Below are 23,710 nucleotides of genomic sequence, written 5' to 3'. Positions count from 1 at the left end.
CACCGACCACCCGTCACCGGAAAGAACTTCCCTCTTGCCTCACCGAGCTGATCTGTCCGCGTTCGCCGACGCACTCGCCCTGCGGCTGCCCGGCACATGGACCAGCCAGTACCACCCGCACCCCGACTACCCCGCCCAGTTCCCCATCGCTGAAGAGCTATGGGACATGGCCCATGCCCATTGGGCTGTCTCCGAGTTCGTCCTGAACCACGACGCCGTACTCACCGGCCCCGACGGCAAGCGCCTGTACGTCATCGACCGGCCCCTCAACCAGAACGAGTTCATCGTGGCCGCCCTCGCGCCACCAGGACTGGACGACCACCTCTTCCGCGGCGTACCCGAGCCCAACGGGATCACGGTGGGCGCTGATCCCGCCCGGGCCGCGGCCACCGTCGCCCGGCGCCTGCTGCCCCGCTACGACAAGGCACTCGCCGAAGTACACCGCAGAGCCGCCGTGGAGCAGGACCTTTCGGTGAAGCGCACGGCCCGGGTGGATTTCGCCTGGCAGGCAGACGGCTCCCTGACCGCCACAACCGATCACCCAGCGACCATCGATCATCTGCACCGCGCCGGATTCCATGCCGACCCCCGCGACGGCAACACCTTCGCCCTCCCCGTCGCCCTCAGCCCAGCCGAACGGGACCAGAGGCTGCGCACCGTCGTTCTTGAACTCGGAGCTCTCGGGGCCCATGTCTCCCTCCGCAGTGCCCCCGCGCCGCCCGCACCCGCGCCCCCGGGATCGGCGGTCCTGACGGAGCTGGTCCACCGCGCTGCCTCCGCCGAGGACCTGCACGATGTAGCCGCGGTCCTCGACGAAGCACTCGACCCGAGGTCCGGCCCGCTTGCCGGTCTGGAAGCAGTGGTCCGTCACAGCGCCGTACGCGCCGCCCAGACCGGACCGGGCCCGCTGCGCAGTGAGTTCACCGCCTCCTTCGACGCCATCGCCGCACGCATCCAGCAGCTCCATCGCGATCTCGCCGAACTTCGGCTCGGCGTGGGAGAGATTGCCGCTCTCACCCACGCCCACGGCGAGCACATCTGGGCCGATCTCCTCGACCAGCGCCACACCACACGCGCCACCCCCACTGCGACAGCCGCATCCCCGACGCCAGCCAGGACCACCGCCACCATCGGTGTCCCGCGCGGGCGCTGAGCGTAGCCACGTGCCGCCGGTCACCGCCGTGCCCTCGTTGCCGCCACCGGTGAGCCCTTCACACTTTTCCCCAGCACGGAGCACAGCCCTGTGGATAACCCAGACCCTCATGTCGTCGTCGGCCGCCACCCCGAATTCGGCTACGTCGCCCTGAACACCCAGGACTTGTTCGTCGCCGACCACGTGCTCAAGCTCCTGGGCTTTCAGCCCGTCCCCGGCAGCAAGCTCTACGCCCTGGCCAGCCCCGAGCACGACGGCGAACGCCGCGCCCGGCAGGCCATCGCCTCCCTGCGCGCCGCCCGCTACCAGGTCGCCGCCGACATCAGCCTCGACCCCGCACCGCCCCAGCAGGCCGCCACCCCGCGCCTCGCCAACGAGCACCAGCAGACCACGACGCAGGGCAGGGCGCAGCGGACGACGCCGACTGCTCAGGCGGCGGTCGTGAAGTCCGCTGCCTGGCAGAGCCGTACCGATCTCCAGCCCCTTCCGCCCAAGCCGAAGAACCCTCCGCTGTGGGCTCCCCGCAGCCAGATACGACGTTGAGGCCTCAATGGACCTGACACCAGCCGACCGTGTCGCCGGCGCACGCTCCACAGCAGAAGCGGCACGCATACTCCAGGAAGCGCTCGAAGATCCGCACGGCCATCTGGCCAGCCTCTATGACCTGTTGGAGCGGGCCAGTATCTGGTTCGACGAGCACCCCGGCCCCACCCCCGGCAATGCCGTCCGGCGGCTGCGCGACGCCGCTGCCGCGCTGGATGCGATCGGGGACGACGTCGTCCGGCTCACCGAAGATCTCACCCATTCCCCTGCGCCCACACCCCGCGGTACGGGGTCTCGGCCGCACACCGTGCACCCCTTCGGCCCGCCCGGCTCTAGCCTGCCACCGCGTGCTGCCACGCCGCCCGGCCACCGTCCCCGCCGCTGACCATCCCCTTCAAACCGCGACCGAGTTGGAGAACTTCATGGCTGTCCGTACTCACTGGACCATCGACCACACGTGCGGCCACCAGGTCGACCATGACCTGTCCGATCGGGCTGCTGACCGCCGCGCCGGCTTCGCCCGCTGGCTTGAGGTCCGCGACTGCTCCGACTGCTGGAAGGCCGCCCGCGCAAGCAGCCCGGACGAGAAGCAGCAGTGGCTCGCCGCCCGGCGCGCCGAAGAGCAGGAAGCAGCCGCCGAGTGGGAGCAGCGCTACGCAATGCCGCCGCTGGAGGGACCGGAAAAGGCGGTGGGCTGGGCGGTGCGGTGCCGACACCAGCTGGTGACCGCCGCGTACACCGCTCTGGCCGTCGAAGGTGAACTCGACGACGCGGACTGGTCGGAGATCGAGGAGAAGGTTCGTACGGTCACGCGGGCCGGGTGGTGGATCGATCAGCGCGATGCCGACGGCGCCGATCTGCCGGAGCTGCTCGAGGCGGCGACCGACGCCGACCGCCCGACCGAGAACCCCTACGTGTAGCAGAGCAGACATAGCCCCTTATGGCCGGTTCAAGAAACCGGCTTCGCCGCACGACCCCCGACGTGCGTTCCCCTTCTCACCGTTCCACCGCTGAGGACCCGTCGATGCCCGACTCCGCTCCCCTTCCCGTCCACGCCACCGACACCGTCACTCCCCGCCGGCAGGTCCGGCACGACCACTTCGCCCCCGGCGATCGCGTCGTGGTCATCCGGGGCAGCCTGGATGGCGATCTCCATGGCGACGACCTGACCGTCGTCGCGCCGTCCTGGCACACGCCCACCGGCCAGGACGGCTGGCGCACCCGCAATCCCCAGGGCGGCGCCCACACCTTCACCACCGCGCACCCGCGCTATCTGGTCCACGTCGAGCGGCGCTGCCCCGACTGTGTCGCGTTCTTCCGTGCCCTGGCCGCCGAGCTGCTGCCGCAACTGCCCAAGCGCGGGTGTACGGAAGGGGATTGGTACCGCTTCACCGCACTCGACCAGCTCGTGCACCGCGATGACTACGGCCTAGCGGCCTGATCGCCCTCCGGAGCCGCGAAGGCGATGCCGACACCATCGTGCACGACGTCCTACAGACTGCGGAGCCCGACACCCCACCCACCCGTCCCTGCCGCACAGATTCCCCTCGCCTCACATGCTCCCCAGCTCCACCACGGCCGTCGGACCCTCAGCCCGGCTGACGCGCCACCTCTTCTACCGGCTGCGCCGACTGCTCCACCGCTGCATCAGCCGCTATGCCTCCGCATGCGCGACGTACCCCCGACATACGGGCATCCCTCTGGCCATCGGCTTCGGCACGCCCCACGAGACCGGCCGAACATCCGGCACGACGCCTCCCTCTGGCCGAACCGGGGATGTGAGCGGTCGATGTTGACGGTCCCGTCCCGGGAACGATCGAGGAGGCGGCTCGGATCGCCGCCGATCTGATCCACCTGCTCGACCAACGTCTGCGCACCACGAATGAGCCCCGGGCTGCGGCCCCCGTCCATCTCAGAACCGGCGTGCTGGAGCGGCTCACCGCCGCTCGCCCTTTCTCACGGCGCTCCCGCCCCCCGGCCATGGCTGCCGTATCTCCCGCGCCCAGCCGCCGAGGCCGCTGAACCCAGCGCATTCCCCCGCGTCTCTCGCGCTCCCCCTCCCCTTCCGCACCACCACAGGACCATCCGCTTTGCCTCCTCGCACGTCCCCGTCCGCGTCCTCCTCCCCGGCCACGGACCTCCTCTTCCGGATCCTGATCGGCGCCATCGCCGTTTTCGTCCCCTTCGCCACCGCCTCCTGGATCGGCGGCAACGCCGTCGCCTTCCTCACCACCGACACCGACTCCCGTGCCCCCTTCCGCCCCGCCGACGCGCTCCTCCACCCTCATGACCTCTGGCCCGAGACCGGCGACACCGCCCTGAACCTCGGCACCCTCGTCTTCCCCAGCGTCGTCCTCGTGACCATCGCCGCCGTCGCCGCGCGGCTCTACATGCGCCACAAGAACGGTACGAAGGGCGGCAAGGCCGTCAAGGGGATGGCCACCCGGCGGGACGTCGAGCCGCTGCTCGCCCGACAGATCACCGCCAAGGCCAAGGAGCTGCGGCCGAGTCTGGCCAAGAGCGAGACAAAGAAGATCGATCCGCAGCAGACCGGAGTGCTGCTCGGGGATCTCGCCGGCACCCGCCACGAAGTCCGCATGGGCTACGAGGACGTGGCTGTGGCCATCATGGCCCCCCGCTCCGGCAAGACGACCTGCCTGGCCATCCCCGCGATTCTCGGCGCCCCGGGTGCTGTCCTGCTGACGTCCAACAAGGCAGCGGGCGACGCCTATACGGCCACGCTGGAGGCCCGGGGGAAGGTGGGCCGGACATGGTCGATGGATCCTCAGCAGATCGCGCACGCCCCGCGGGAGATGTGGTGGAACCCCCTCGCTGACGCCACCAGCCTCGAAGGCGCCGGCCGTCTGGCCGGCCACTTCGTCGCCGCCTCCGTCGACAGCAGCAATGCCGGCGACTTCTGGTCCAAGGCCGCGCAGAACATCCTCGCCCAGCTCTTCCTGGCCGCCGCTCTGGACCGGCGCCCGATCACCGACGTGATGCAGTGGCTGGCCTTCCCTGCCGACCGCACCCCGCTGGACCTGCTGCGTGACCACGGTTTCGACGCTGTCGCCGCTCAGCTCAAGGGCACCGTCGAGGGCCCGCCCGAGACCCGCGACGGCATCTACGAGACCGCCCGCCAGTACGCGGCCTGCCTGCTCTCGGCCGATATCGCCGCCTGGATCACCCCGCAGGACGACGTCGCGGAATTCCAGCCCGCCGAGTTCGTCCAGGGCCGCGACACCTTGTACCTGCTGTCGAAGGACGGCGGTGGCGGAGCGAGCGCGCTGATCGCCGCGTGCGCGGACTCGGTGATGCGCACGGCGACCGCGCACGCCGAACGTTCCGGAGGCCGCCTGGACCCGCCGATGCTCGCGGTCCTCGACGAGGCAGCCAACGTCTGCAAGATCAGCGATCTACCCGACCTGTACAGCCACTTGGGATCGCGCGGCATCATCCCGATCACCATCCTGCAGTCCTACCGCCAGGGCCAGAAGGTCTGGGGCGACTCGGGCATGGACGCGATGTGGAGCGCGGCCACCATCAAGGTCATCGGCTCCGGCATCGACGATCCGGACTTCGCCGACAAGCTCTCCCGGATGATCGGCGACCACGACGTCGAGACCGTCTCCACCTCCACCTCGGACTCCGGCACTTCCAAGTCGGTCTCCATGCGGCAGGAGAGGATCCTGCCCGCCGACGCCATCCGGGCCCTCGCCAAGGGCACCGCCATCTGCCTGGCCACCGGCATGCGCGCCGCCATGCTCACCCTGCGCCCCTGGTACAAGGAGCCCGGCGCCACCGAACTCTCCGCAGCCTCCCAGCGCACCTCGCAGGCCATCACCGCCCGTGCCGTCGCGAAGGCTGCACCGAAGCAGGACAACTTCGGGCAGGCCGCATGATCCTGGACCTGTTCGCCGGCCCCGGCGGCTGGTCGCACGCCCTGACCGTCCTCGGCGCCCACGACGTCGGCCTGGAATGGGACGAGTGGGCGTGCAAGACCCGGGCAGCCGCCGGGCACACCACCATCCGAACCGATGTGGCGCAGTATCCGACGTGGCCGTTCACCGGGAAGACCACAGGGCTAATCGCGAGCCCGCCGTGTCAGGCGTGGTCGATGGCTGGAATGCGCCTCGGTCTGATGGACCAGCCCCTCGTGCACCAGGCCGTCACCGACCTCGCGCAGGGCCGCGACACCCGGACCCGACTCCTGGGCGCGTGCCGGGACGAGCGGTCCCTGATGGCCGCCGAACCAATGCGCTACCTGTACGCCCTCAACCAGGCAGGCGAACCGGAGTGGGTGGCCATGGAAGAGGTCCCGGACGTCCTTCCGCTATGGAGGCAGTACGCCGCGATCCTGCGCAGCTGGGGCTTCTCGGTGTGGACGGGGATCCTTAATGCGGCCGACTACGGTGTGCCGCAGACGAGGCGGCGGGCGATCCTGCTCGCCTCCCGCACGCGCACCGCCGAACCACCGGTTCCCACGCACGCGAAGGTCGCCGAGCCGGAGTCGCTGTTCGGTCCGGGGCGTGCTCGGTGGGTGTCGATGGCCCAGGCGCTCGGCTGGGGTGCCACCGACCGTCCCGTGCCGACTGTGTGTGCCGGCGGCGGTCCTGGCGGAGGGCCCGAGCCGTTCCCCTCTGGCTCCCGCAAGGCCCTCGCCGACGCGCGCGACCGCGGCACCTGGAAACGCCACCCGTGCAGCACCGGGCAGAAGCCCTCCGCCCGCGCGCCGGTCGCGAGCCCTTCCGGGGCGCGCTGGGCCTGGTCGCTGCGCAGCAACAACCAGGCCAACGCCACTGTCCAGGGTCTGGACGAGCCGGCCGGGACGTTGTTCTTCGGTCACCGCGCCAACGAGTGCGTCTGGGTCGCCGACCCCGTCGACGGGCAGATCCACGAGGACGGTCCGATGCCGGACCCGGTCCGGATCACCGCGGCCGAGGCCGGCCTGCTGCAGACGTTCCCCGCCGACTACCCGTGGCAGGGCAATAAAGGCCAGCGGTTCTCCCAGATCGGCAACGCGGTTCCCCCGCGACTCGCGGCCCATCTCCTGGCCCCGCACCTCGGTAGGACCCTGGGCCCCGACGACTTCGCCCTGGCGGCCTGATGCCCGACTCCGCCCTCCCTCAGCAGGACTGCGGCCTGGACGAGCCGGTTCCGCCGCAGCCGGTGTACTACGCCGAGCAGGCACTGCTTGGCGCTCTCCTTCTCGACCCGCAACAGCTGAAGACCGTTGGCGCCCTGGAGCCCAGCCACTTCGGCAACCACTCCCACGCCGTCCTCTTCGCGGCCATGCGCACCATCCCCCCGCCCGCCGCCGAGGCGCATGCGAGGGAACCTGTCTGGCTGAACGCTGTTCTGCACGCGGCCCGGCCCGAAGCCCCTGGCCTGACCGCCGCCTACCTGCACAGCCTGGTCCACGCATGCCCCTGGGCCGGGCACGCGGCCGCGTACGCGCGGATAGTCCGGGCCGACCACGCCCGCCGGAGCCTGCACATACATGCCCAGCGCCTGGCCCAGTCGGCCACCGACACCACGGGACCCGACCCGGCCGCCGCTGTCCTGGACCAGGCCGATGCCCTAGCCCGGTTCCTGGACGAACTCGCCGGCCAGTTCGCCCCGCACCCTGGCTCGCTCCCCCGCACGCCGACCCCCACGACCCGGCCCTGCCATGCCGGCGAGGATGCGGTGGAGGAAGAACGGCTGTTGCTGGCGTCCGCCACCGCCCACCCCTCCGGCCTCAAGACCATACGATGGCTGCAGCCTGACGACTTCGTCCTGCCCCTGCACGGCGCCCTCTTCCAGTGCCTGACCGCCCTGGCCCGCCGGGACGATCCCGTCGACGCCGTCACCGTGCTCTGGGAAGCTCAGCACCGCGGCCTGCTCACCACGGACATCACCCCAGCCGACCTGATCGCCTTGCTCTCCACGCCCGTCGGCTCACCGGAACACTGGGGCGAACGCGTCCTCCAGCGCTCCCTGCTCGCCCGGGCGCACACCATCGCCCTGCGGATCCAGGCATTCACCGACGACCCGGCCAACACCCCTCACCAGCTCGTCACCGGCAGCCGCCGCGCTCTCGCCGACCTCACCACCATCCGCGCCCGCTGGCAACGCACCACCCCACCACATCACTCACCGGCACCCCGCCACGCGCCACGCCCACCGGCAGCCGCCCGCGCCGGGCCACCGGCCTCCGTCAGCGTGTACCGAAGCCCCCGGTCGGCCACAACCAGCCGCCCGCTGCCGCCCCTCACCGCCAACGCCCAGCCGACCCGCAGGCGGTAGACCAGCACCCCGTGCTGCGTGGATTGGTTCCGATTCTGTACCTACACTGTCCCTACATAAACGGGGAGGCAGCCATGGGCAGGCCGAAGGGCGACGGTGAAACTCCCAAGCGGAACGTCCGCATCAAGGAGTCGCTCTGGCAGGACGCGAAGAAGGAGGCCAAGAAGGAGGACCGGACGATCACTGATGTCATCGTGTCGTCGTTGACCAAGTACGTAGCCGAACGCCGAGCACAACGGCGAGCCCAGAGGGTAATCCCGCTCAGCGACGATACGGCGACCTTGCTGCGCCACTTGACGGCGGACCAGCCGAACGGCTTCGTGTTCCGGCCGAGGAGCGTCCAGCTCCGCACCTTCCACGCCGCGAACAGCCAAGTCGTTCTGCTCGACTCCAGCGAGGTCTCGCGCATGCTGCGCGCACTGAGCGCCTCCTACCGCGCGCCCCTGCACAGGGGCGTCGCACAGGACCTGGAAGAGCTGGCCGACGCACTCGACGTGCAGGCCCTGGCCGCCCAGGAAGCAGCCCGCGGCGACGGGTTCGTCTAGGGGATCAGCGGAGGGCAGCGGGCAAGAACGCGGCAAGGCCGATGGCAGTGCCGGCCGCCAGCCCCCACACGATCGCACGCATCCGTGTCAGCTCCGACTTCACGGCGTCAGGGTATACGCCGACTGTCCCAAGCTCGAAGGGCCGAGGCGCCTCAGCTATACCGCGGTGTAGCTGAGGCGGAACAGGTCCTGGGCTCGCTCCAGGTCCCGGTCCGTGCGCAGTTGAACCTCCAGGTCGCCGGTCCCGTGGTGGCCGAGTCCCGTCACGTCCCGGGTGAATCCCGGGACGAGGTCGACCTCCTCGGGGTTGACCTTGAGGTAGACGAGCAGTTTGTCCCGCTGCGGCGGGCAGACACAGGCGAAGTTCCGCAGCCGCTGGTACGCGCGGTAGGTCTTGCGCTGCACCGTGGTGATGTCGCCACCGAGGCCCAGCAGGGCCTGGTCGACCTCCGCGAACAGCTCCTGCATCGCCCCCTTGTCCACGCGAGCACTGGGTACTCCGGCCTCGCTCGCCCGCCGGACACCCGGGGGCGCCGTCTGGGCAGCGACGGAGGCGACCGTCTCCAGGCCGAAGTGGTCCTCGCCGAAGAAGCGGTAGCGGACCAGGTCAATACTGCGCCGGTGCTCGCGGATGGCGTGCACGTCGTAGCGGGTGAAGTTGCCAGCAACGCAGATCAGCCTGGGCGCGCTCCACAGCACCTGGTCCGCGACCGCTGCCCCGAGCCGGCCGCGCACCAGGTGCCCGAACTCCGCCCTGTGGTCCACGAGCCACGACAGGTAGAAGAGACCCTGGTTGACCACACCTGCGTCAGTCGCACGCTTGAACTCAATAATTACCGGAGCACCGTTTTCGTCAATACCCAGGGTGTCGATCCGGCCTCCGTGTACAGGGCCCGTGCTGTACTCGCTCGCCAGAAACCGCACGCCGAGCATCGCCTCGAGATTGCCCTCGACGAGGGCCTGTACCTCCGCCTCAACCTCGGCAAGACGCGACGTCACCTCCGCCACGGCACCTTTCGTGTGGAACAGCTTCAGTCCCGACACCTCCCCCTCCTCAACTGCATAAGCGCAACGTCAGCAAAGGGAGATGTATTTCCGCTAACCACCTACCGGGATGCTGTCACCTCGTGATGCACGGCATCGAGCCCGCCTCGGGAGATGCCAGCCAGGGCAGGCCACGCAAGTGGCCCCACCAGGTTGAACCGTGCAGGCTACCTCGAAGTGGTGGAACATAGCGCGGGATCACCGGTTAGCCAAACCGGTGATCCCGCGCATCATTGATAGTCCACCGCCACTATCTGCCCACACGTCGGAAGGCATCGCCAAAACAGCCACCTGACACCCTCCGTCAGCGCTTCACGCCGTCCACCTAGTTCACGCGGAACAGGTCCGCAGCCACGCTCCAATTCCCACAGAGCGAGCATGACGTTCTGGGCATCAGTGCTGTTACGGAGAACCGCCTCACGCCCTGGGTGAAACCCAATGCGCAGTCGAGAGCATTGGGCCTCGGTCCGCGCATCACCCCCAGGGCAACGCGGGCATGACCTCGCCTACGTCAGTCACCACGATGCCCGGCACCGTGGCCCACTGAGCAGCCACAGGTCGTTCGCCCCGCAGTTTTGAAACCTACTGACGCCGCATAGGCAGCGCCACTTTGAAAGCGACTGGAGAATCCACAATGCACAGGCAGGCAGACGAGCTGCACGGTGCCCAGTACAGCCCTACGCACATCCGCGCCACCTGGAGCGGTACGGGAAGCGTGGAGGACGCGTCCAAGGCCCTCGGGTTCTCACGGGCGAAGGGCTACGACTTGGTTCGTCACGGGGAGTTCCCTTGCCGCGTGATACGCATCGGCCGTAAGACGCGCGTCGTCACCGCCTCCCTGCTCCGTGTACTCGACAGCGGAGAGCCGGAGTACAGCGGCGCCCGCACCGAACACTGCGCGCCGTCGTAGTCCGCAGTGCGACGAACCCCCGCCGTAGGCCACTCGGTGGGGGTTCGTCGTATCACCAGCAATCACAGCAGTCACAGGCGTGTCACCAACTGCGCAGAGCTCCCGAGACAAAAGGGTCCTAACTTGGCTTTAAGCACCTCTCATGGACCTGCTGGACGGCCGTGGACGGTCTATACGACCTGTGCCAGGTGGTGCCCAGAGCGGGGCCGAGGACGAGGACGGGGGCGGCCTCGGGGCCGTCCGTCCGGTACTGAAGGGTCTGCTGCTCGCTCACCCGTGCCAACTTATCCGACAAAGTCGAACAAGCGTCGGCTCAGGGGGTGGTCGTGGACACGACGAAGACGCGCGGGCGGTTCGGGTCGTCGAGGTTGACGACGACCTCCAGGCTGGGCTTGGGCTTGTCCTCCTCGCGGACCGCGCCCGTCCAGTGGTGGCCCTCGCCGAACCTCCAGCCGACCTGGGCGGCCTCGTCCTCGTCGATGGTGATGTCGCCGTCCTCGAAGTCGGACGGGGAGAGGCCGTGTTCGGCCAGCCACGGTCCGAGGCGGTCGCGGGTGGTGGTGAACTGGAGGTACAGGGAGCTGGACTTCCAGGAGTTGGTCTCGAAGTGGGCCACGTCCTCGGCGTACGGCGCGACGGTCACCTCGTAGATGCGCCGCTGGAGGCGGGAGGGCCAGCCCTCCTCCAGGCCGGTGGCGGCGGCCTGTTCCTGTTTGGTGCCGCTGCCGTTGCGGCTCTGCATCGCGGAGATGTAGAGGTAGCCCGCGGGAATCGCGATCAGCAGGAAGACGATCACCGGCTTGAGCCAGCGGCGTCGCTTCGGGCCGGCGGGGGCGGGGGCCTCCTCCGGTGCCGTCTCGCGCTCGGTGTGCTCCACGGTGATCACCCGCGGCCGGCCCGCGCGTACCGTTCGTAGCGCTCCACGCGCCGCCGGTTGGCCCGGCGGAAGCGGCGGGCGACGAGCCGGGCCAGGTCGGCGGCGCCGACCATGCCCGCCTCGGGGCCGAGCTGGGCCTTGACGATGCGGGCCTCGGGCCGGTAGCCGCGGCCGGTGAGATGGCGGCGGAAGGCGTCCCGGGCGGGTCCGATCAGCAGGTCGTCGGCGGCGCTGACGCCGCCGCCGATGACGAAGCAGGACGGGTCGAGGGCGGCGGCGAGGTTGGCGATGCCGACGCCGAGCCACTGGCCGATGTCCTGGAGCAGCTCGACGCACATCGCGTCGCCGCCGCGGGCCAGCTCGGTGATGAGCGGGCCGGTGATCTCGGGGATGTTGCCGCCGACGCGGTCGATGATCCCGTACGCGACGGGCGACTCGGCGGCCGCCAGCTCGCGGGCCTCGCGCACCAGCGCGTTGCCGGAGCTGTACTGCTCCCAGCAGCCGCGGTTGCCGCACGGGCAGCGGTGCCCGCCGGGGACGACCTGCATGTGCCCGAACTCGCCGGCGACCCCGTACTTGCCCCGCTTGACCTGGCCGTCCTCCAGGATGGCGCCGCCGATGCCGGTGCCCAGGGTGATCATCACCAGGTGGTCCTCGCCGCGGCCGGCGCCGAAGCGCCACTCGGCCCAGGCGGCGGTGTTGGCGTCGTTGTCCACGAGGACCGGTACGGACAGGCGGCCGGCGAGGCGGTCGCGCAGCGGCTCGTTGCGCCAGGACAGGTGGGGGGCGAACAGGACGCGGTTGCGGTCGGCGTCGACCCAGCCGGCGGCGCCGATGCCCACGGCGTGCACGTCGTGCCGGTCGGAGAGGTCCAGGACCAGGTCGACGATGGTGTCCTCGACGACCTTGGGGCTCTTGGACTTGTCGGGGGTCTCGGTGCGGACCTTCTCCAGGATGGCCCCGTCGGCGTCGACGACCCCGGCCATGACCTTGGTGCCGCCGATGTCGATGCCGACCGTGGGCACCCGCGGGGCGGTGAGGTGGGAGCGGCGCTCCCGGGTGCCCGCGGTGCGCAGGACGGTCGCTCTGGCCGTGCCCCGGTACACCCGCTCGCGGTAGATGCTCATCGCGGCACCTCCGCCCCGGGGAGTGCTGCGGCGGATGATCGGGGGCGTGCTCGCACGAGGTCGTCGTCCCTGCGGTGGTCTCGGGAGGCCCGGGGCCTCGCTGGTTGCGGTCGGTGCGGGCGCGGCCCGCGTCGCCGATTGTGCCTCACCCGCGGCACCGGCCGCACAACGGGCCGCGGGGCCCGCCGTCCGGCGGGCCCCGCGTGAAGGGGTCGGTCAGGCCCCCTGGCCGGGCTCCTCGACGTGCTTGCCGCCGATGACGTCCGGCACCGGGGCCCGCTCCAGCTCGTGGCTGAGCTGTTCCAGTTCGCTGCCGCCCGCCATCTGGCGGGTGAGCTCGTCGAGGGCGATCTCCGGCTTGGCGTGGCTGCCGGCCATCGCGCCCCGCTTGAGCAGGACGAAGCGGTCGCCGACCAGGTAGGCGTGGTGCGGGTTGTGGGTGATCAGGACCACGCCCAGGCCGGCGTCGCGGGCGGCGGCCACGTACTTGAGGACGACGCCGGACTGCTTGACGCCGAGCGCGGCCGTCGGCTCGTCCAGCACCAGCACCTTGGCGCCGAAGTGCACGGCGCGGGCGATGGCCACGCACTGGCGCTGGCCGCCGGAGAGGGTGCCGATGGGCTGGTCGACGTCGTGCAGGTCGATGCCCATGCGGTGCAGCTCGGCGCGGGTGGTCTCGCGCATCAGCTGGACGTCGAGCCGCTTGAAGGGGCCCTTGCCCTTCGTCGGCTCGGAGCCGAGGAAGAAGTTGCGCCACACCGGCATCAGCGGCACCACGGCGAGGTCCTGGTAGACCGTGGCGATGCCGCGGTCGAGGGCCTCGCGGGGCGAGCCGAGCCGGACCTCCTCGCCCTCGATCTCGAAGGTGCCCGCGTCGTGCCGGTGCAGCCCCGCGATGATCTTGATGAGGGTGGACTTGCCCGCGCCGTTGTCGCCCAGCACACAGGTGATCTCGCCCGCGTGGACCTCCAGGGAGACGCCTTCGAGGGCGCGGATGTTGCCGTAGTACTTGCTGACGTCGGCCAGCCTCACCAGGGCGCTCATTTGCTGGCCTCCGCACGCTTCCGGACCCAGGCGTTGAGCAGGGTCGCCAGCAGCAGCATCGCGCCCAGGAAGAACTTGAACCAGTCCGGGTTCCACTGGGCGTACACGATGCCCTTGCTGGTCATGCCGAAGATGAACGCGCCGACCGCGGAGCCGATGGCCGAGCCGTAGCCACCGGTCATCAGACAGCCGCCGATGACCGCCGCGATGATGTAGAGCAGCTCGTTGCCGACGCCCTCGCCGGACTGCACCACGTCGTACGACATCAGCAGGTGCTGCCCGGAGATCCAGGCGCAGAAGGCGACCGCCATGTACAGGCCGATCTTGGTGCGCCGGACGGGCACGCCGACCGCGCGGGCCGCGTCCACCCCGCCGCCGACGGCGAAGATCCAGTTGCCGGCGCGGGTGCGCAGCAGCACCCAGGTGGCCAGGGCGACGAGGCCGAGCCACCACAGGACGGTGACCTGGAGGTCGACGCCGCCGAGGGTGAAGTGCGAGGCGAACAGCGCGCGGGCGGAGTCGAAGCCCTCCATGTCGCCGATGGTCTTGGTGGAGACGGTGCCGCTGATGAGCTTGGTGAAGCCGAGGTTGAGGCCGGTCAGCATCAGGAACGTGCCGAGCGTGATGATGAAGCTCGGCAGCCTGGTGCGGGTGAGCACGAAGCCGTTGAAGAAGCCGATCGCCAGGGTGACGAGCAGCGAGACGCCCACGCCGACCCAGACGTTGGCGGTCATCTGGTAGCTGAACATCGAGGAGACCAGCGCGGAGCTGGTCACCATCACACCGGCCGACAGGTCGAACTCGCCGCCGATCATCAGCAGCGCCACCGGGACGGCCATGATGCCGATCGTCGAGGACGCGTACAGCACCGTGGAGAGGCTGGAGGCGCGCAGGAAGCTGTCGGCGGCGAACGCGAAGAAGAGGAAGACGGCGAGGGCGCCCACGACCGAGCCCAGCTCGGGCCGGCCGAGGAGGCGCCGGGCGTACGAACGGGCCGCGACGGGGGCGTCGGCCGGGGCCTCGGGTACCGCGGGGGCGCTCATCGGGTACCCCGCTTCGTGTACTCGGCCAGGGACTTGGCGTCGTCCTTGGTCACGATCTGCGGGCCGGTGAGGACCGGGCGGCCGCCGCCGAGGACGTCGGCGTTGTACCTGTACAGCCAGAGCAGGTCCACGGCCTGGTAGCCCTGGAGGTAGGGCTGCTGGTCGACGGCGAAGCCGAGGGAACCGTCCTGGAGGCCGGCGGCGACCTTCTCGTTGAGGTCGAAGGTGTCGATCTCGGCCTTGCTGCCGGCCTGTTCGGCGGCCTTGACGGCGGTCGGCGCGAAGGGGGCGCCGAGGGTGACCACGGCGTCGATGTCCCGGTCCGACTGGAGCTTGGCCTCCAGGGAGGACTGGACGCCCGGCATGTTGGTGCCCTCGACGTAGAGGTTCTCCAGGTCGCCCTTGAAGGTCTTCTTCACCCCGGCGCAGCGCTGCTCGTGGCCGACGTTGCCCTGCTCGTGCAGGACGCAGACGGCCTTCTTCCTCCCGCGCCGGTTGAGCTCGTCGCCGACGGCCTCGCCGGCGATGGTCTCGTCCTGGCCGATGTGGCTCAGGGCGCCGAACTCCTTCGACTTCTCCGAGCCGGAGTTCACCGTGACGACCGGGATGCCGGCCTTCTTCGCCTTCTCCACCACGTCCTTCATGGCGTCGGGCTTGGCGAGCGTGACGATCAGGCCGTCGACCTTCTGGTCGATCATGGCCTGGACGTTCTGGGCCTGCTTGTTGCCCTCGACGTCATGGGCGTAGAGGAACTTGACGTTGTCCTTCACCGCGGCCTGCTTGGCGCCGCTCTGCACGATGTCCCAGAAGGTGTCGCCATCGCCCGAGTGGGTGACCATCGCGAACGTCCACCGCGGGGTGTCGACCGCGGCGCGCCCCTGGGCGGCCTTGGCGGCCCGCTCCTCCGCACGCTTGCCGCCCGTGCTGCTGCACCCTGCCAGCGCGGTGGCCAGCGCCACCGCAAGCACGGCGCTCACCGCACGTACGCCTATCCGAACCCTTGCCACGAGGACTTGCCCTTCCACTGTCTGTCACGGTGCGGCCGGGCCCCGCCTCCGCGGGACCGACGCCCCAGTATCCGTCACGATCCGTCACGGCCGTCGGCCGGGTCGCCGAGTTCCGGTGACCCACGCCACACGGCGTCCGCCGCGGTCGTCGTGCGTCACCGCATCATCGCGCGTCACCGCGCGAGGAGCTGGAAGTCGAACGAATACCGCGACGCCCGGTAGAGGTGGGAGCCGAACTCCACCGCCCGGCCGGTGTCGTCGAACGTCGTCCGCTCCATCGTCAGCAACGGCGCGCCCGCCGGCTCGCCGAGCAGCTCCGCCTCCTGCGGGGTCGCGGCGCGGGCGCCGATCGTCTGCCGGGCGCTGTGCAGGGTGATGCCGGCGGTGCGCATGAGCCGGTAGAGGCCGGTCTCGGCCAGGACGTCGCCGTCCAGGTCGAGGAGTCCGGACGGGAGGTGGTTGCGCAGGTGCGCCACGGGTTCGCCGTGCGCGAGGCGCAGCCGCTCGATGTGGACGACCTCCGTCCCCTCCTCGACGCCCAGGGCCGCGGCGACCTGCGCCGTCGCCTCCTCGACCGTGTGCGACAGCAGCCGGGTCGCGGGCCGCTGCCCCGCGCTCTCCAGGTCGTCGTAGAGGCTGCTCAGCTCCAGCGGCCGCCTGACCTGGCTGTGCACCACCTGCGTGCCCACGCCCCGGCGGCGCACCAGCAGCCCCTTGTCCACCAGCGACTGGATCGCCTGCCGGACGGTCGGCCGCGACAGCCCCAGCCGAGCGGCGAGCTCGATCTCGTTCCCGAGCAGACTCCCCGGAGCGAGCCCGCCCCGCTCGATCGCCGCCTCGAGCTGCTGCGCCAGCTGGTAATAGAGGGGGACCGGACTGCCACGGTCCACGCTGAACTGGAGGGGTCGCTGCTTCGCCACCCAGGGAGGGTAGCCCTGGCGCCGGATGACGGGAAGTCCTGAGGTCCGGATGTATGGACAAGGAGGTCGGGAGCGGGGCCGAATCCAGGGGTGCCCCCGCGCCACGCCGCGCGGGCGGGCGGGCCTTGTGGGCTGCTCCGCCCGGCCGGGCGGGGCTCGTGGAACGGGCAGAGCCTCTCCGCCCGCGACGCAAGCGGGGTGCAGGGGGCGCAGCCCCCGCTTAGCCGTGCGCAGCACGACCCCGGGGTGCAGGGGGCGCAGCCCCGCTTGCCGTGCGCAGCACGACCCCGGGGTGCAGGGGGCGCAGCCCCGCTTGCCGTGCGCAGCACGGCCCCGGGGGGAGGGGCGGAGCCCCTGAGAAACGGTGAAAGGGCGGGGCGGGGGCAACACCCTCCCCCCGCGGCCGGGCGAGCCGGAACAGGGCGCCGCCAGGCCCCCGGGACAGGCCGGCCCGGCCCCGGCCCCCCGCCCTCACCGAGCCGCCCCGGCCGGACCCGGTCGTTCCGGAGGCGAACAGTCCGCCCCTGGGGCAGGATCGAGGCCGGCACGGCGCAGCAAGAAGACGGGCCGCACAAGCACAAGCACAAGCACGCACACGCACAGGCACAGGCACAGGACAGGCACAGGCACACGACAAAAAGGGCCCCGCGGGCCCGGAGGGACGGGCACAGTGCGGGTCACGGCACTCGGAGTGGCGCTGGGGCTGAGCGCCGGCATCACCCCCGGCCCCCTGCTCGCCCTCGTCCTCTCCGGCACCCTGCGCGGCGGCCTCGCCACCGGCCTGCGCGTGGCCGCCGTCCCCCTGCTCACCGACCTGCCGGTCGTCCTCCTCTCCGTGACGGCGCTCTCGGCCCTGCCGGACCGGGCCGTCGCCGCCGGCGGAGTGGCGGGCGGCCTCTTCCTGCTGTGGCTGGCCGTCTCCACCCTCGGAGAGGCGAGGACGGCGGAGATGCCCCGGGCCGGCTCCGCCGAGGCCCGTACCCAGGGCCGCAGAACCCTGCGCCAGGCCGCCCTCGCCAACCTGCTGAGCCCGCACCCCTGGCTCTTCTGGCTGACGACCGGCGCGCCGCTGCTCGTGGACGCCTGGCGGGACGGGCCGGGCGGCGCGGGCGGCTTCGTCGCCGGCTTCTACGCCCTGCTGGTGGGCAGCAAGGCGCTCCTCGCCGTCGTCGTGGCCCGCACCCGGCACCGGATGACGGCCCGCGCCTACCGGCTGCTGCTCGCCGGGACGGCCGTCCTGCTGCTGGCCGCCTCGGCGATGCTGCTGACCGAGTTCGGCCGGGAGCTGGCGGCGTAACGGGCGGACGCGGGACCGTCTCGCCCACGGACGAGTCGGCCCCCACCCCACCCACCCCTCGTCTACCCCTCGCCCTCCCCTTCCTCCCCCTCCCCCAGCCGCGCCAGCAGTTCCTCCGCCCGTTTGGCGACCGTGTCGCGGTCCCCCTCCGACAGGGCCGGGCCCGGGGCGCAGGCGACGGCGCCCGCGGCGATCCACTCGGGGACGGCCTCGACGGCGAGGTCGCCGCTCGGCACGAGGGGTGCCTGGGGCAGCTCGGCCCTGAACTCCCGCAGGACGGCGGGGCGGTGGCCGGCGGCGGGGAAGAACTTCAGGGCGTCGGCGCCGAGTTCGAGCGCGCGGAGGATCTCGGCCGGGGTGGCGACGCCGGGGAGGACGGGGACGCCGTAGCGGTGCCCGGTGCGGATCACCTCCGCGTCGAGGACCGGGGAGGCGAGGAAGCGGGCGCCCGCCTCGACGGCCAGCCGCGCGGAGGCCGCGTCGAGGACGGTGGCCGCGCCGATGACCGCCTCGTCGCCGGCCTCCCGGACGAGGGTGGCGACCGCCTCCAGCCCGAACGGCGTGGCGAGCGATATCTCCAGGCTGGTGAAGCCGGCGGAGAGCAGCGTCCCCGCGGCCTCGGCCGCCCCGTCGTAGCTGTCGCTCCGCACCGTGGCGATGACGCGCTGGGCCAGCACGGCCCGGGTGATCTCCCAGCGGTACACGGCAGTTCGCCGCCTTTCTCGTGCGCGTGGATCGGCTTGCGGACGAGAAAAAGGTAACGGCAGGCACTGACAACCGGCCCCGGCTCACCGGCGCCCTTCGCGCGAAGGCGCGTGCGGGGGGCGCGACGGCTTCTGCCCTGTGGCGCAAGGAAACTGACGCTCCGTCGGACGGGCCGCGCGACCGCCGCCCCCGCGACGGGGAACGGCGGTCCGGCGGCCGGGCGGAGGGAACGGGCGGCTCAGCAGCCGAAGTCGACGCGCGCGAACGAGCGGTAGTGATCGGCGGTGTAGTAGTCCTCCTGGGGCTGCGCACCGGTGATGATCCGGCGCGCCCCCCGGTCCGGCGAGCCGGGGGTGATCACGGTGAACTCGTGGTAGTAGCCGGAGCGCTGCTTGGGCAGCACGCCCTCCCTGTTGCTGAAGACCGTCCCGTCCTTGGGGTACGGGTAGGGGCCGCCCTCGTCGATCAGGTCGAGCGTGTCGTGGGCCTGGGACGGCAGCGCCGAGTAGCAGACGTGGCCGACGGACTTCAGGGCGGCTCCGGACGGGGCGGCGGACGGAGCGGCCGAGGGGGCGGCGAACGCGGAGGTGCCGCCCAGGAGGAGGGATGAGGCCAGGGCGGCGAGGACGCCGGCCTTCGCTATGCGGTGGGGGATGCTCATGCGCCAAGGATGACGGCGCGAGGCTCTGACATGTCAATGCCAAAAAGGCGATGTTTCCTCATCGTTCACCGGAACACGATCTTCCGCACCTGGAGCGTCGCATCCGGCCGGCCTTCTGTGAGGCCGTGAGGCCGCGAGGCCTTTGCCTGTGAGGCAAAAACTTTGCCTCACAGGCAGGCCGCGGCCTATACCGGAGTCATGAGCCCGGAGCCCGGACCCCCCGACCCCACGGCCGACGAGCTGCCGCCCGTCGCCCCCCGGCTGCGCGCCCTGCGCACGCGGAGCGGGCTGACCCTGGAGGCCGCCGCCGCCCGCGCCGGGCTGTCGCCCGCGCACCTGTCCCGCCTGGAGACGGGGCAGCGCACCCCGTCGCTGCCGATGCTGCTCGCCCTTGCACGGACGTACGGGACGACGGTATCCGACCTGCTCGGCGAGGTGCCCCAGGCCGCCGACCCGATCGTCCGCGCGGAGCGCATGGAGGCGCAGCGGGCCGGCGGCTGGAGGTACTGGCGGGCCGGCGGGGCCGGGCGCGCCATGCAGGCCCTGCGCCTGCACGTGCCGTACGGGCCGGGCGGCCAGGGCGACCTGGTGCGGGTGCACCCCGGCGAGGAGTGGCTGTACGTCACCGGGGGCCGGCTCCGGCTGGTCCTCGGCGGGACGGCGCACCTGCTCGCCCCCGGCGACGCCGCGCACTTCGACTCGCTCACCCCGCACCGCATCTCCGCCGCCTCGCAGGGCGGCGCGGAACTGCTGTTCATGCACACGCTGATGCAGAGCGGCGCCGCCGGGCTGTGCCTCGGGGACGCCGGACCGAACCGGAGGGGACACTCATGAGTGACACCGTCGAGAGCGACGCCGCGCAGCAGGCGGAGATCGAGGACCGCACGCCGCGGGGCATCGCCTTCCGCGCCTTCGTCTACCTCGTCGCGGTCCACTTCATCTCCGCCTTCTTCTTCCTCCTCTTCTATCTGGGCGACCGCTGACGTCCCGGCTGCCGCCGGCCCCGTCGCTATGCTGGCGGAATGGCGCGGACAGCCCGGGAAGTCCTGGAGGACGCGGCGCGGGAGCCCGCTCCCGGGGCGGACGACAACCCCGTCGTCCCCCTGATCGCCCGCGGCGGCGCACCGCGCGCGGTGCTCGCCGCCCTCGCCCTCGAACAGCACCACGTCATCGCCGCCGACCTGATCAGTTACCGGCATCTGGCCACGCGGGCCGCCGGTTCCGGCAGCCCGGCGGCGGCCGCCTTCTTCGCCGCCCTCGCGGACGGCGAGGAGACCGCGCTCTGCCTCCTCGGCCCGTTCGCCGCGGCCTGCGGCCTGGACGAGGCGGCCGTCCGCGCCCACGAACCGGCGCTCGCCTGCCAGGCGTACCCCGCCTGCACCGCCATGCTGGCGCTGGGTGCGGAGCCGGCGGACGTGGTCGTGGCCCTGAGCGTCAACTTCGCTACGTGGGGCGGCTTCTGCCGGGAGGTGGCGCGGGCGCTGCGCTCGCGCTACGGCTTCCCCGACGAGGCGTACGGCTTCTTCGACCTCTTCGCCCGCCCGGACCCGGAGGGCGAGGCGCGGGCCCTGGCGGCGGTGGAGGAGGGGCTGGCGGACGGGAGGCTGACGGAGCGTCTGGCGTGGCGCTACGGGCGCCTGTTGCAGGGGTACGAGGCGATGTTCTGGCGCGGCGTGGGCGAGGCGCGCCCCGACGCGTAGGACCGCCCCGACCCGCCCGGGCAACGCGCAGGCCGCCCCGCTCACCCGGCCGGCGCGCAGAACCGCCCCGGCCCGCCCGGCCAGCACGTAGGACCTCCCCGATCACCCGGCCGGCGCGCAGGACCGCCCCGACCGCCTAGCCCGCCCGCCCCCACCGCTCCTCCAACTCCCGTACCGCGCCCTTCGTCAGCTCCCCGTACGCCCTCAACCGCCCTATCCCGCCGTCCGGGTAGACCTCCAGCCGCAGGTGGGTGGCCGTGACGCCGGACTCCACCGGGAAGCGGTGCACCGTGTCCGGCTGGAGGCGTGTGCGGGGCAGGACCTCCGTCCACGGCGCCTCCCCCTCCGCGCCGTCCCGGGCCCATATCCCGGCCCAGCCAGCGGAGTTGCCCTTCAGGAAGCCGGTGTCGATCTCCAGGGCGCGCAGCGCCGCGCGCCCCGCCAGCCGGTAGCGGACCCAGTCGTTGCCGCGGTCCCGGCGGCGGCGGGTCTCCCAGCCCTCGTCCATGCGGCGCGGGCGGCCGGGGAGGATCGTGCCGAGGGGGGAGGAGAAGAAGCGGTCGGAGGCGTCCTCGACGAGGCCGCCGTGTTCCAGGGCGGCGACGTCGAGGACGCCCAGGGCGCGCACCCAGGCCGGGTCCGCCACGGCCTCGCCGTGGACGCGCAGCCGGGCGATGCCCCCGTCGGGGTGCTGGTTGAGGCGCAGGTGGGTGAAGCGGCGTGCGCAGCGGACGGCGAAGGCGTTGGCCGCGTGGCCGCCGACGGGGGTGGGCGGGACGAGCACCGTCCAGGGCGCGTCGGCCAGTTCGTCCGCGGACGGCGTGCCGTCCACCGCCGCGGCCTCGACGCTCACGGCCCGCGGGTGGTTGCCGCGGAAGTGCGCGGTGTCGACGACCAGGCCGCGGACGATTCCCGGCGCCCCGAGCCGTATCAGCGCCCAGTCGTGGTCCCCGTCGCCGGGGTGCGGGGCCCCGGCCGAGGCGCCGCGCCGGCGGCGCGTCTCCCAGCCGTCCATGATCTTGCCTTTGTGGCCGAAGCGTTCGGGGTCGAAGCGGGCCGGTCCCGGCACGAGCAGGTTCTCGCGCTCGGCGAAGAACTCGTCGTTGGCGGCGAGCACCGCCCCGCCCAGCCGCCGGTCGGCGAGGTCGGGCAGGCCGGCGAAGGGGACGTCGGCGGCGCGGTAGTCGGCGTACGGGTCGCCGCCGCCGTAGGGCCGCGCCGCGCCGGTGAAGGACGTGAGGGCGGTGAACGCCGAGGTGGTCATGCGCGCTCCAGAAGTCGTCCGGCGGGTCCGCCGAGGACGCCGCGGTGGTGGATCCTGCGGCCGCGCAGCCAGGTGGACCGTACGACGCCGTACAGGGTCCGCCCCGCGTAGGCGGTGACCGGGTTGCGGTGGTGGAGCGCGGCCGGGTCGACGGTGAAGGTCTCGTCGGGGGCGAGGACGGCGAAGTCGGCGTCGCGGCCGGGCTCGACGGCGCCCTTGGCGGCCAGTCCCACCAGCGCGGCGGGCGCGGTGGCCATCCAGCGGGCCACGTCGTCCAGGGTGTGCCCGCGCCGCCGCGCCTCGGTCCACACGACGGGCAGGCCGAGTTGCAGCGAGGAGATGCCGCCCCAGGCGCGGCCGAAGTCGGGGACCTTGAGGTCCGCGGTGCACGGCGAGTGGTCGGAGACCACGCACTGCACGACGCCGGCGGCCAGCGCGTCCCACAGCGCGTCGCGGTCGTCCGCGCCCCTGATGGGCGGGCAGCACTTGAACTCCGTGGCGCCGTCGGGTATTTCGCCGGCGGTCAGGGTCAGGAAGTGGGGGCACGTCTCGGCGGTGACGGGCAGGCCCCGGGCCCGGGCGGCGGCGATGGTCCCCAGCGCGCCGGCGGAGGACAGGTGCAGGACGTGGATCCGCGTGCCGTACCGCTCGGCCGCGGCGACCAGCCGGGCCACCGCCGCGTCCTCGGCGCCGGGCGGCCGGGAGGCGAGGAAGTCCGCGTAGCGCGGCCCGTCGGGGCGCGGCGCGCGCTCCAGGTGGCCGGGGTCCTCGGCGTGGACGATCAGCAGCCCGCCGAGGGCGGCGATCTCGCTGGCCACCGGCTCCAGGTCGTCCGGGCCCAGGTGCGGGAACTCCTCGACGCCGGAGGGCGAGAGGAACGCCTTGAAGCCGAAGACGCCCGCGTCGTGCAGGGGGCGCAGCTCCGCCCGGTTGCCGGGCAGCGCGCCGCCCCAGAAGCCGACGTCGACGTGGACCGACGGGCGGGCCGCGGCCCGCTTGGCGCGCAGCCCGGCCGGGGTCGTGGTGGGCGGGACGCTGTTGAGCGGCATGTCGACGAGGGTGGTGACGCCCCCGGCGGCGGCCGCGCGGGTGGCGGTGGCGAAGCCCTCCCACTCGGTGCGGCCCGGTTCGTTGACGTGGACGTGGGTGTCGACGAGGCCGGGCAGCAGGACGTCGTCGCCCAGGTCCTCGACGGGGACGCCGGGCGGGGCGGGGGCGGAGTGCGGCAGGACGGCGGTGATGCGGCCGCCGGCGACGGCGACGGAGGCCGGTCGCGTCCCCTCGGGCGTCACGACGCGCGTCGAGCGCATCACCAGTTCCGGGCCGGCCATGGGAGCCCCCTCGATCGTCCGGCCCCAACGGGCCTGTTTCAACGTTCTGTTGAATCACGACGCCCCGCAGTCTCCGGCGGCCGCCGCGTACCCGTCAACCCCACGCGGGGCCGGTGGCCGCGCACCCGGCGTCGCCACCCGCCCGTACTGGTACTTTCCGGATGCCGGGAGGGCGGTTCCGCGCCGTCGAACCGAGCGTGAGCCACCGGCCACGGCCCGGTAGGCTGCACTACCACCCCACCCCGGAAGGACCC

Annotated in this window: 25 protein-coding genes; 13 read left to right on the top strand and 12 right to left on the bottom strand. The window is 72.1% G+C overall.

Features of this window, described 5'->3' with window-relative positions; all coding sequences use genetic code 11:
• Nucleotides 1-34: 34 nt before the first annotated feature.
• Complete coding sequence (locus AC230_RS32370) at nucleotides 35-1,153, top strand: hypothetical protein (RefSeq protein WP_157868481.1); 1,119 nt, start codon at nucleotides 35-37, stop codon at nucleotides 1,151-1,153.
• Nucleotides 1,154-1,243: 90 nt separating this feature from the next.
• Nucleotides 1,244-1,696 carry a hypothetical protein gene (locus AC230_RS01925; RefSeq protein WP_049714162.1) on the top strand — a complete coding sequence of 151 codons (453 nt, stop codon included), beginning with the start codon at nucleotides 1,244-1,246 and terminating at the stop codon, nucleotides 1,694-1,696.
• Nucleotides 1,697-1,700: 4 nt separating this feature from the next.
• Here the strand turns inward: AC230_RS01925 and AC230_RS01920 are convergent, their stop codons facing one another.
• Nucleotides 1,701-1,958: a hypothetical protein gene (locus AC230_RS01920; RefSeq protein WP_049714161.1), complete on the bottom strand. Its 258-nt coding sequence runs from the start codon at nucleotides 1,956-1,958 to the stop codon at nucleotides 1,701-1,703.
• 160 nt (nucleotides 1,959-2,118) lie between these two features.
• Here AC230_RS01920 and AC230_RS01915 point away from each other — a divergent pair, with 160 nt between their 5' ends.
• The 6 genes from AC230_RS01915 (at nucleotide 2,119) to AC230_RS01890 (ending at nucleotide 8,526) form a co-directional block, all read left to right on the top strand.
• Nucleotides 2,119-2,616: a hypothetical protein gene (locus AC230_RS01915; RefSeq protein WP_049714160.1), complete on the top strand. Its 498-nt coding sequence runs from the start codon at nucleotides 2,119-2,121 to the stop codon at nucleotides 2,614-2,616.
• 104 nt (nucleotides 2,617-2,720) lie between these two features.
• Entirely contained in the window at nucleotides 2,721-3,137 is a 417-nt protein-coding gene (locus AC230_RS01910; protein WP_049714159.1) for a hypothetical protein, read from the top strand.
• Nucleotides 3,138-3,786: 649 nt separating this feature from the next.
• The gene (locus AC230_RS01905) at nucleotides 3,787-5,595 is read left to right on the top strand and encodes a type IV secretory system conjugative DNA transfer family protein (RefSeq protein ID WP_049714158.1); all 1,809 of its coding nucleotides are present in this window, start codon (nucleotides 3,787-3,789) and stop codon (nucleotides 5,593-5,595) included.
• The gene (locus AC230_RS01900; protein ID WP_049714157.1) at nucleotides 5,592-6,800 is read left to right on the top strand and encodes a DNA cytosine methyltransferase; all 1,209 of its coding nucleotides are present in this window, start codon (nucleotides 5,592-5,594) and stop codon (nucleotides 6,798-6,800) included. Before AC230_RS01905 ends, AC230_RS01900 begins: the two co-directional genes overlap by 4 nt.
• Nucleotides 6,800-7,981, top strand: a complete 1,182-nt coding sequence (locus AC230_RS01895) for a DnaB-like helicase N-terminal domain-containing protein (RefSeq protein WP_049714156.1) — start codon at nucleotides 6,800-6,802, stop codon at nucleotides 7,979-7,981. Before AC230_RS01900 ends, AC230_RS01895 begins: the two co-directional genes overlap by 1 nt.
• A 74-nt stretch (nucleotides 7,982-8,055) precedes the next feature.
• The gene (locus tag AC230_RS01890) at nucleotides 8,056-8,526 is read left to right on the top strand and encodes a hypothetical protein (protein WP_049714155.1); all 471 of its coding nucleotides are present in this window, start codon (nucleotides 8,056-8,058) and stop codon (nucleotides 8,524-8,526) included.
• A gap of 156 nt (nucleotides 8,527-8,682) precedes the next feature.
• On the opposite strand, the gene AC230_RS01885 is transcribed toward AC230_RS01890, so the two are convergent.
• Complete coding sequence (locus tag AC230_RS01885) at nucleotides 8,683-9,570, bottom strand: endonuclease NucS domain-containing protein (RefSeq protein ID WP_049714154.1); 888 nt, start codon at nucleotides 9,568-9,570, stop codon at nucleotides 8,683-8,685.
• A 634-nt stretch (nucleotides 9,571-10,204) separates the two neighbouring features.
• Between AC230_RS01885 and AC230_RS01880 the strand changes: the two genes are divergently transcribed.
• The gene (locus AC230_RS01880; protein WP_078870876.1) at nucleotides 10,205-10,480 is read left to right on the top strand and encodes a helix-turn-helix domain-containing protein; all 276 of its coding nucleotides are present in this window, start codon (nucleotides 10,205-10,207) and stop codon (nucleotides 10,478-10,480) included.
• A gap of 313 nt (nucleotides 10,481-10,793) precedes the next feature.
• Here the strand turns inward: AC230_RS01880 and AC230_RS01875 are convergent, their stop codons facing one another.
• From AC230_RS01875 to AC230_RS01850, 6 genes are all read right to left on the bottom strand, one after another.
• The gene (locus AC230_RS01875) at nucleotides 10,794-11,357 is read right to left on the bottom strand and encodes a hypothetical protein (RefSeq protein WP_049714940.1); all 564 of its coding nucleotides are present in this window, start codon (nucleotides 11,355-11,357) and stop codon (nucleotides 10,794-10,796) included.
• Between the two features lie 5 nt (nucleotides 11,358-11,362).
• Entirely contained in the window at nucleotides 11,363-12,484 is a 1,122-nt protein-coding gene (locus AC230_RS01870; protein WP_049714153.1) for an ROK family glucokinase, read from the bottom strand.
• 216 nt (nucleotides 12,485-12,700) lie between these two features.
• Nucleotides 12,701-13,528, bottom strand: a complete 828-nt coding sequence (locus AC230_RS01865; RefSeq protein ID WP_049714152.1) for an ATP-binding cassette domain-containing protein — start codon at nucleotides 13,526-13,528, stop codon at nucleotides 12,701-12,703.
• Nucleotides 13,525-14,571, bottom strand: a complete 1,047-nt coding sequence (locus AC230_RS01860) for an ABC transporter permease (protein WP_049714151.1) — start codon at nucleotides 14,569-14,571, stop codon at nucleotides 13,525-13,527. The genes AC230_RS01865 and AC230_RS01860 overlap by 4 nt, the downstream gene beginning before the upstream one ends.
• The gene (locus tag AC230_RS01855) at nucleotides 14,568-15,578 is read right to left on the bottom strand and encodes a sugar ABC transporter substrate-binding protein (protein WP_078870875.1); all 1,011 of its coding nucleotides are present in this window, start codon (nucleotides 15,576-15,578) and stop codon (nucleotides 14,568-14,570) included. Before AC230_RS01855 ends, AC230_RS01860 begins: the two co-directional genes overlap by 4 nt.
• A 173-nt stretch (nucleotides 15,579-15,751) precedes the next feature.
• Complete coding sequence (locus AC230_RS01850) at nucleotides 15,752-16,498, bottom strand: GntR family transcriptional regulator (protein WP_078870874.1); 747 nt, start codon at nucleotides 16,496-16,498, stop codon at nucleotides 15,752-15,754.
• A gap of 670 nt (nucleotides 16,499-17,168) precedes the next feature.
• Between AC230_RS01850 and AC230_RS01845 the strand changes: the two genes are divergently transcribed.
• Nucleotides 17,169-17,795 (top strand): LysE family translocator, encoded by a 627-nt coding sequence (locus AC230_RS01845; protein ID WP_049714148.1) that lies wholly within the window; start codon nucleotides 17,169-17,171, stop codon nucleotides 17,793-17,795.
• Between the two features lie 62 nt (nucleotides 17,796-17,857).
• Here the strand turns inward: AC230_RS01845 and AC230_RS01840 are convergent, their stop codons facing one another.
• The gene (locus tag AC230_RS01840; protein WP_049714147.1) at nucleotides 17,858-18,499 is read right to left on the bottom strand and encodes a bifunctional 4-hydroxy-2-oxoglutarate aldolase/2-dehydro-3-deoxy-phosphogluconate aldolase; all 642 of its coding nucleotides are present in this window, start codon (nucleotides 18,497-18,499) and stop codon (nucleotides 17,858-17,860) included.
• Nucleotides 18,500-18,738: 239 nt separating this feature from the next.
• Entirely contained in the window at nucleotides 18,739-19,161 is a 423-nt protein-coding gene (locus tag AC230_RS01835) for a guanyl-specific ribonuclease (protein ID WP_049714146.1), read from the bottom strand.
• Nucleotides 19,162-19,359: 198 nt separating this feature from the next.
• On the opposite strand from AC230_RS01835, the gene AC230_RS01830 reads away from it, so the two are divergent.
• Genes AC230_RS01830 through AC230_RS01825 form a run of 3 tightly spaced genes read left to right on the top strand, consistent with a single transcriptional unit; the run spans nucleotide 19,360 to nucleotide 20,861 of the window.
• Nucleotides 19,360-19,995 carry a helix-turn-helix domain-containing protein gene (locus AC230_RS01830; RefSeq protein ID WP_049714145.1) on the top strand — a complete coding sequence of 212 codons (636 nt, stop codon included), beginning with the start codon at nucleotides 19,360-19,362 and terminating at the stop codon, nucleotides 19,993-19,995.
• Nucleotides 19,992-20,144 carry a DUF6126 family protein gene (locus AC230_RS32360; protein WP_157868479.1) on the top strand — a complete coding sequence of 51 codons (153 nt, stop codon included), beginning with the start codon at nucleotides 19,992-19,994 and terminating at the stop codon, nucleotides 20,142-20,144. Before AC230_RS01830 ends, AC230_RS32360 begins: the two co-directional genes overlap by 4 nt.
• Before the next feature lie 39 nt (nucleotides 20,145-20,183).
• Nucleotides 20,184-20,861 carry a heme oxygenase-like domain-containing protein gene (locus AC230_RS01825; protein ID WP_049714144.1) on the top strand — a complete coding sequence of 226 codons (678 nt, stop codon included), beginning with the start codon at nucleotides 20,184-20,186 and terminating at the stop codon, nucleotides 20,859-20,861.
• A 136-nt stretch (nucleotides 20,862-20,997) separates the two neighbouring features.
• On the opposite strand, the gene alc is transcribed toward AC230_RS01825, so the two are convergent.
• Together alc and allB are read right to left on the bottom strand one after the other, a co-directional pair.
• Nucleotides 20,998-22,125 carry an allantoicase gene (gene alc / locus AC230_RS01820; RefSeq protein WP_049714143.1) on the bottom strand — a complete coding sequence of 376 codons (1,128 nt, stop codon included), beginning with the start codon at nucleotides 22,123-22,125 and terminating at the stop codon, nucleotides 20,998-21,000.
• The gene (allB, locus tag AC230_RS01815; RefSeq protein WP_049714142.1) at nucleotides 22,122-23,456 is read right to left on the bottom strand and encodes an allantoinase AllB; all 1,335 of its coding nucleotides are present in this window, start codon (nucleotides 23,454-23,456) and stop codon (nucleotides 22,122-22,124) included. Before allB ends, alc begins: the two co-directional genes overlap by 4 nt.
• Nucleotides 23,457-23,710: the final 254 nt, after the last annotated feature.

The sequence above is a fragment of the Streptomyces caatingaensis genome (assembly GCF_001187435.1).
In the GTDB taxonomy this organism is placed as follows: Bacteria; Actinomycetota; Actinomycetes; order Streptomycetales; family Streptomycetaceae; genus Streptomyces; species Streptomyces caatingaensis.
This window is presented reverse-complemented; position numbering and strand designations above follow the sequence as displayed.

Excerpts from the sequence above, each read along its gene's own strand:
- allB (WP_049714142.1), bottom strand. The coding sequence starts at position 23,456 with ATGGCCGGCCCGGAACTGGTGATGCGCTCGACGCGCGTCGTGACGCCC.
- AC230_RS01880 (WP_078870876.1), top strand. The coding sequence starts at position 10,205 with ATGCACAGGCAGGCAGACGAGCTGCACGGTGCCCAGTACAGCCCTACG.
- AC230_RS01910 (WP_049714159.1), top strand. The coding sequence starts at position 2,721 with ATGCCCGACTCCGCTCCCCTTCCCGTCCACGCCACCGACACCGTCACT.
- AC230_RS32360 (WP_157868479.1), top strand. The coding sequence starts at position 19,992 with ATGAGTGACACCGTCGAGAGCGACGCCGCGCAGCAGGCGGAGATCGAG.
- AC230_RS01920 (WP_049714161.1), bottom strand. The coding sequence starts at position 1,958 with ATGGGTGAGATCTTCGGTGAGCCGGACGACGTCGTCCCCGATCGCATC.
- AC230_RS01915 (WP_049714160.1), top strand. The coding sequence starts at position 2,119 with ATGGCTGTCCGTACTCACTGGACCATCGACCACACGTGCGGCCACCAG.
- AC230_RS01860 (WP_049714151.1), bottom strand. The coding sequence starts at position 14,571 with ATGAGCGCCCCCGCGGTACCCGAGGCCCCGGCCGACGCCCCCGTCGCG.
- AC230_RS01890 (WP_049714155.1), top strand. The coding sequence starts at position 8,056 with ATGGGCAGGCCGAAGGGCGACGGTGAAACTCCCAAGCGGAACGTCCGC.
- AC230_RS01895 (WP_049714156.1), top strand. The coding sequence starts at position 6,800 with ATGCCCGACTCCGCCCTCCCTCAGCAGGACTGCGGCCTGGACGAGCCG.
- AC230_RS01825 (WP_049714144.1), top strand. The coding sequence starts at position 20,184 with ATGGCGCGGACAGCCCGGGAAGTCCTGGAGGACGCGGCGCGGGAGCCC.
- AC230_RS01870 (WP_049714153.1), bottom strand. The coding sequence starts at position 12,484 with ATGAGCATCTACCGCGAGCGGGTGTACCGGGGCACGGCCAGAGCGACC.
- alc (WP_049714143.1), bottom strand. The coding sequence starts at position 22,125 with ATGACCACCTCGGCGTTCACCGCCCTCACGTCCTTCACCGGCGCGGCG.
- AC230_RS01865 (WP_049714152.1), bottom strand. The coding sequence starts at position 13,528 with ATGAGCGCCCTGGTGAGGCTGGCCGACGTCAGCAAGTACTACGGCAAC.
- AC230_RS01830 (WP_049714145.1), top strand. The coding sequence starts at position 19,360 with ATGAGCCCGGAGCCCGGACCCCCCGACCCCACGGCCGACGAGCTGCCG.
- AC230_RS01900 (WP_049714157.1), top strand. The coding sequence starts at position 5,592 with ATGATCCTGGACCTGTTCGCCGGCCCCGGCGGCTGGTCGCACGCCCTG.
- AC230_RS01835 (WP_049714146.1), bottom strand. The coding sequence starts at position 19,161 with ATGAGCATCCCCCACCGCATAGCGAAGGCCGGCGTCCTCGCCGCCCTG.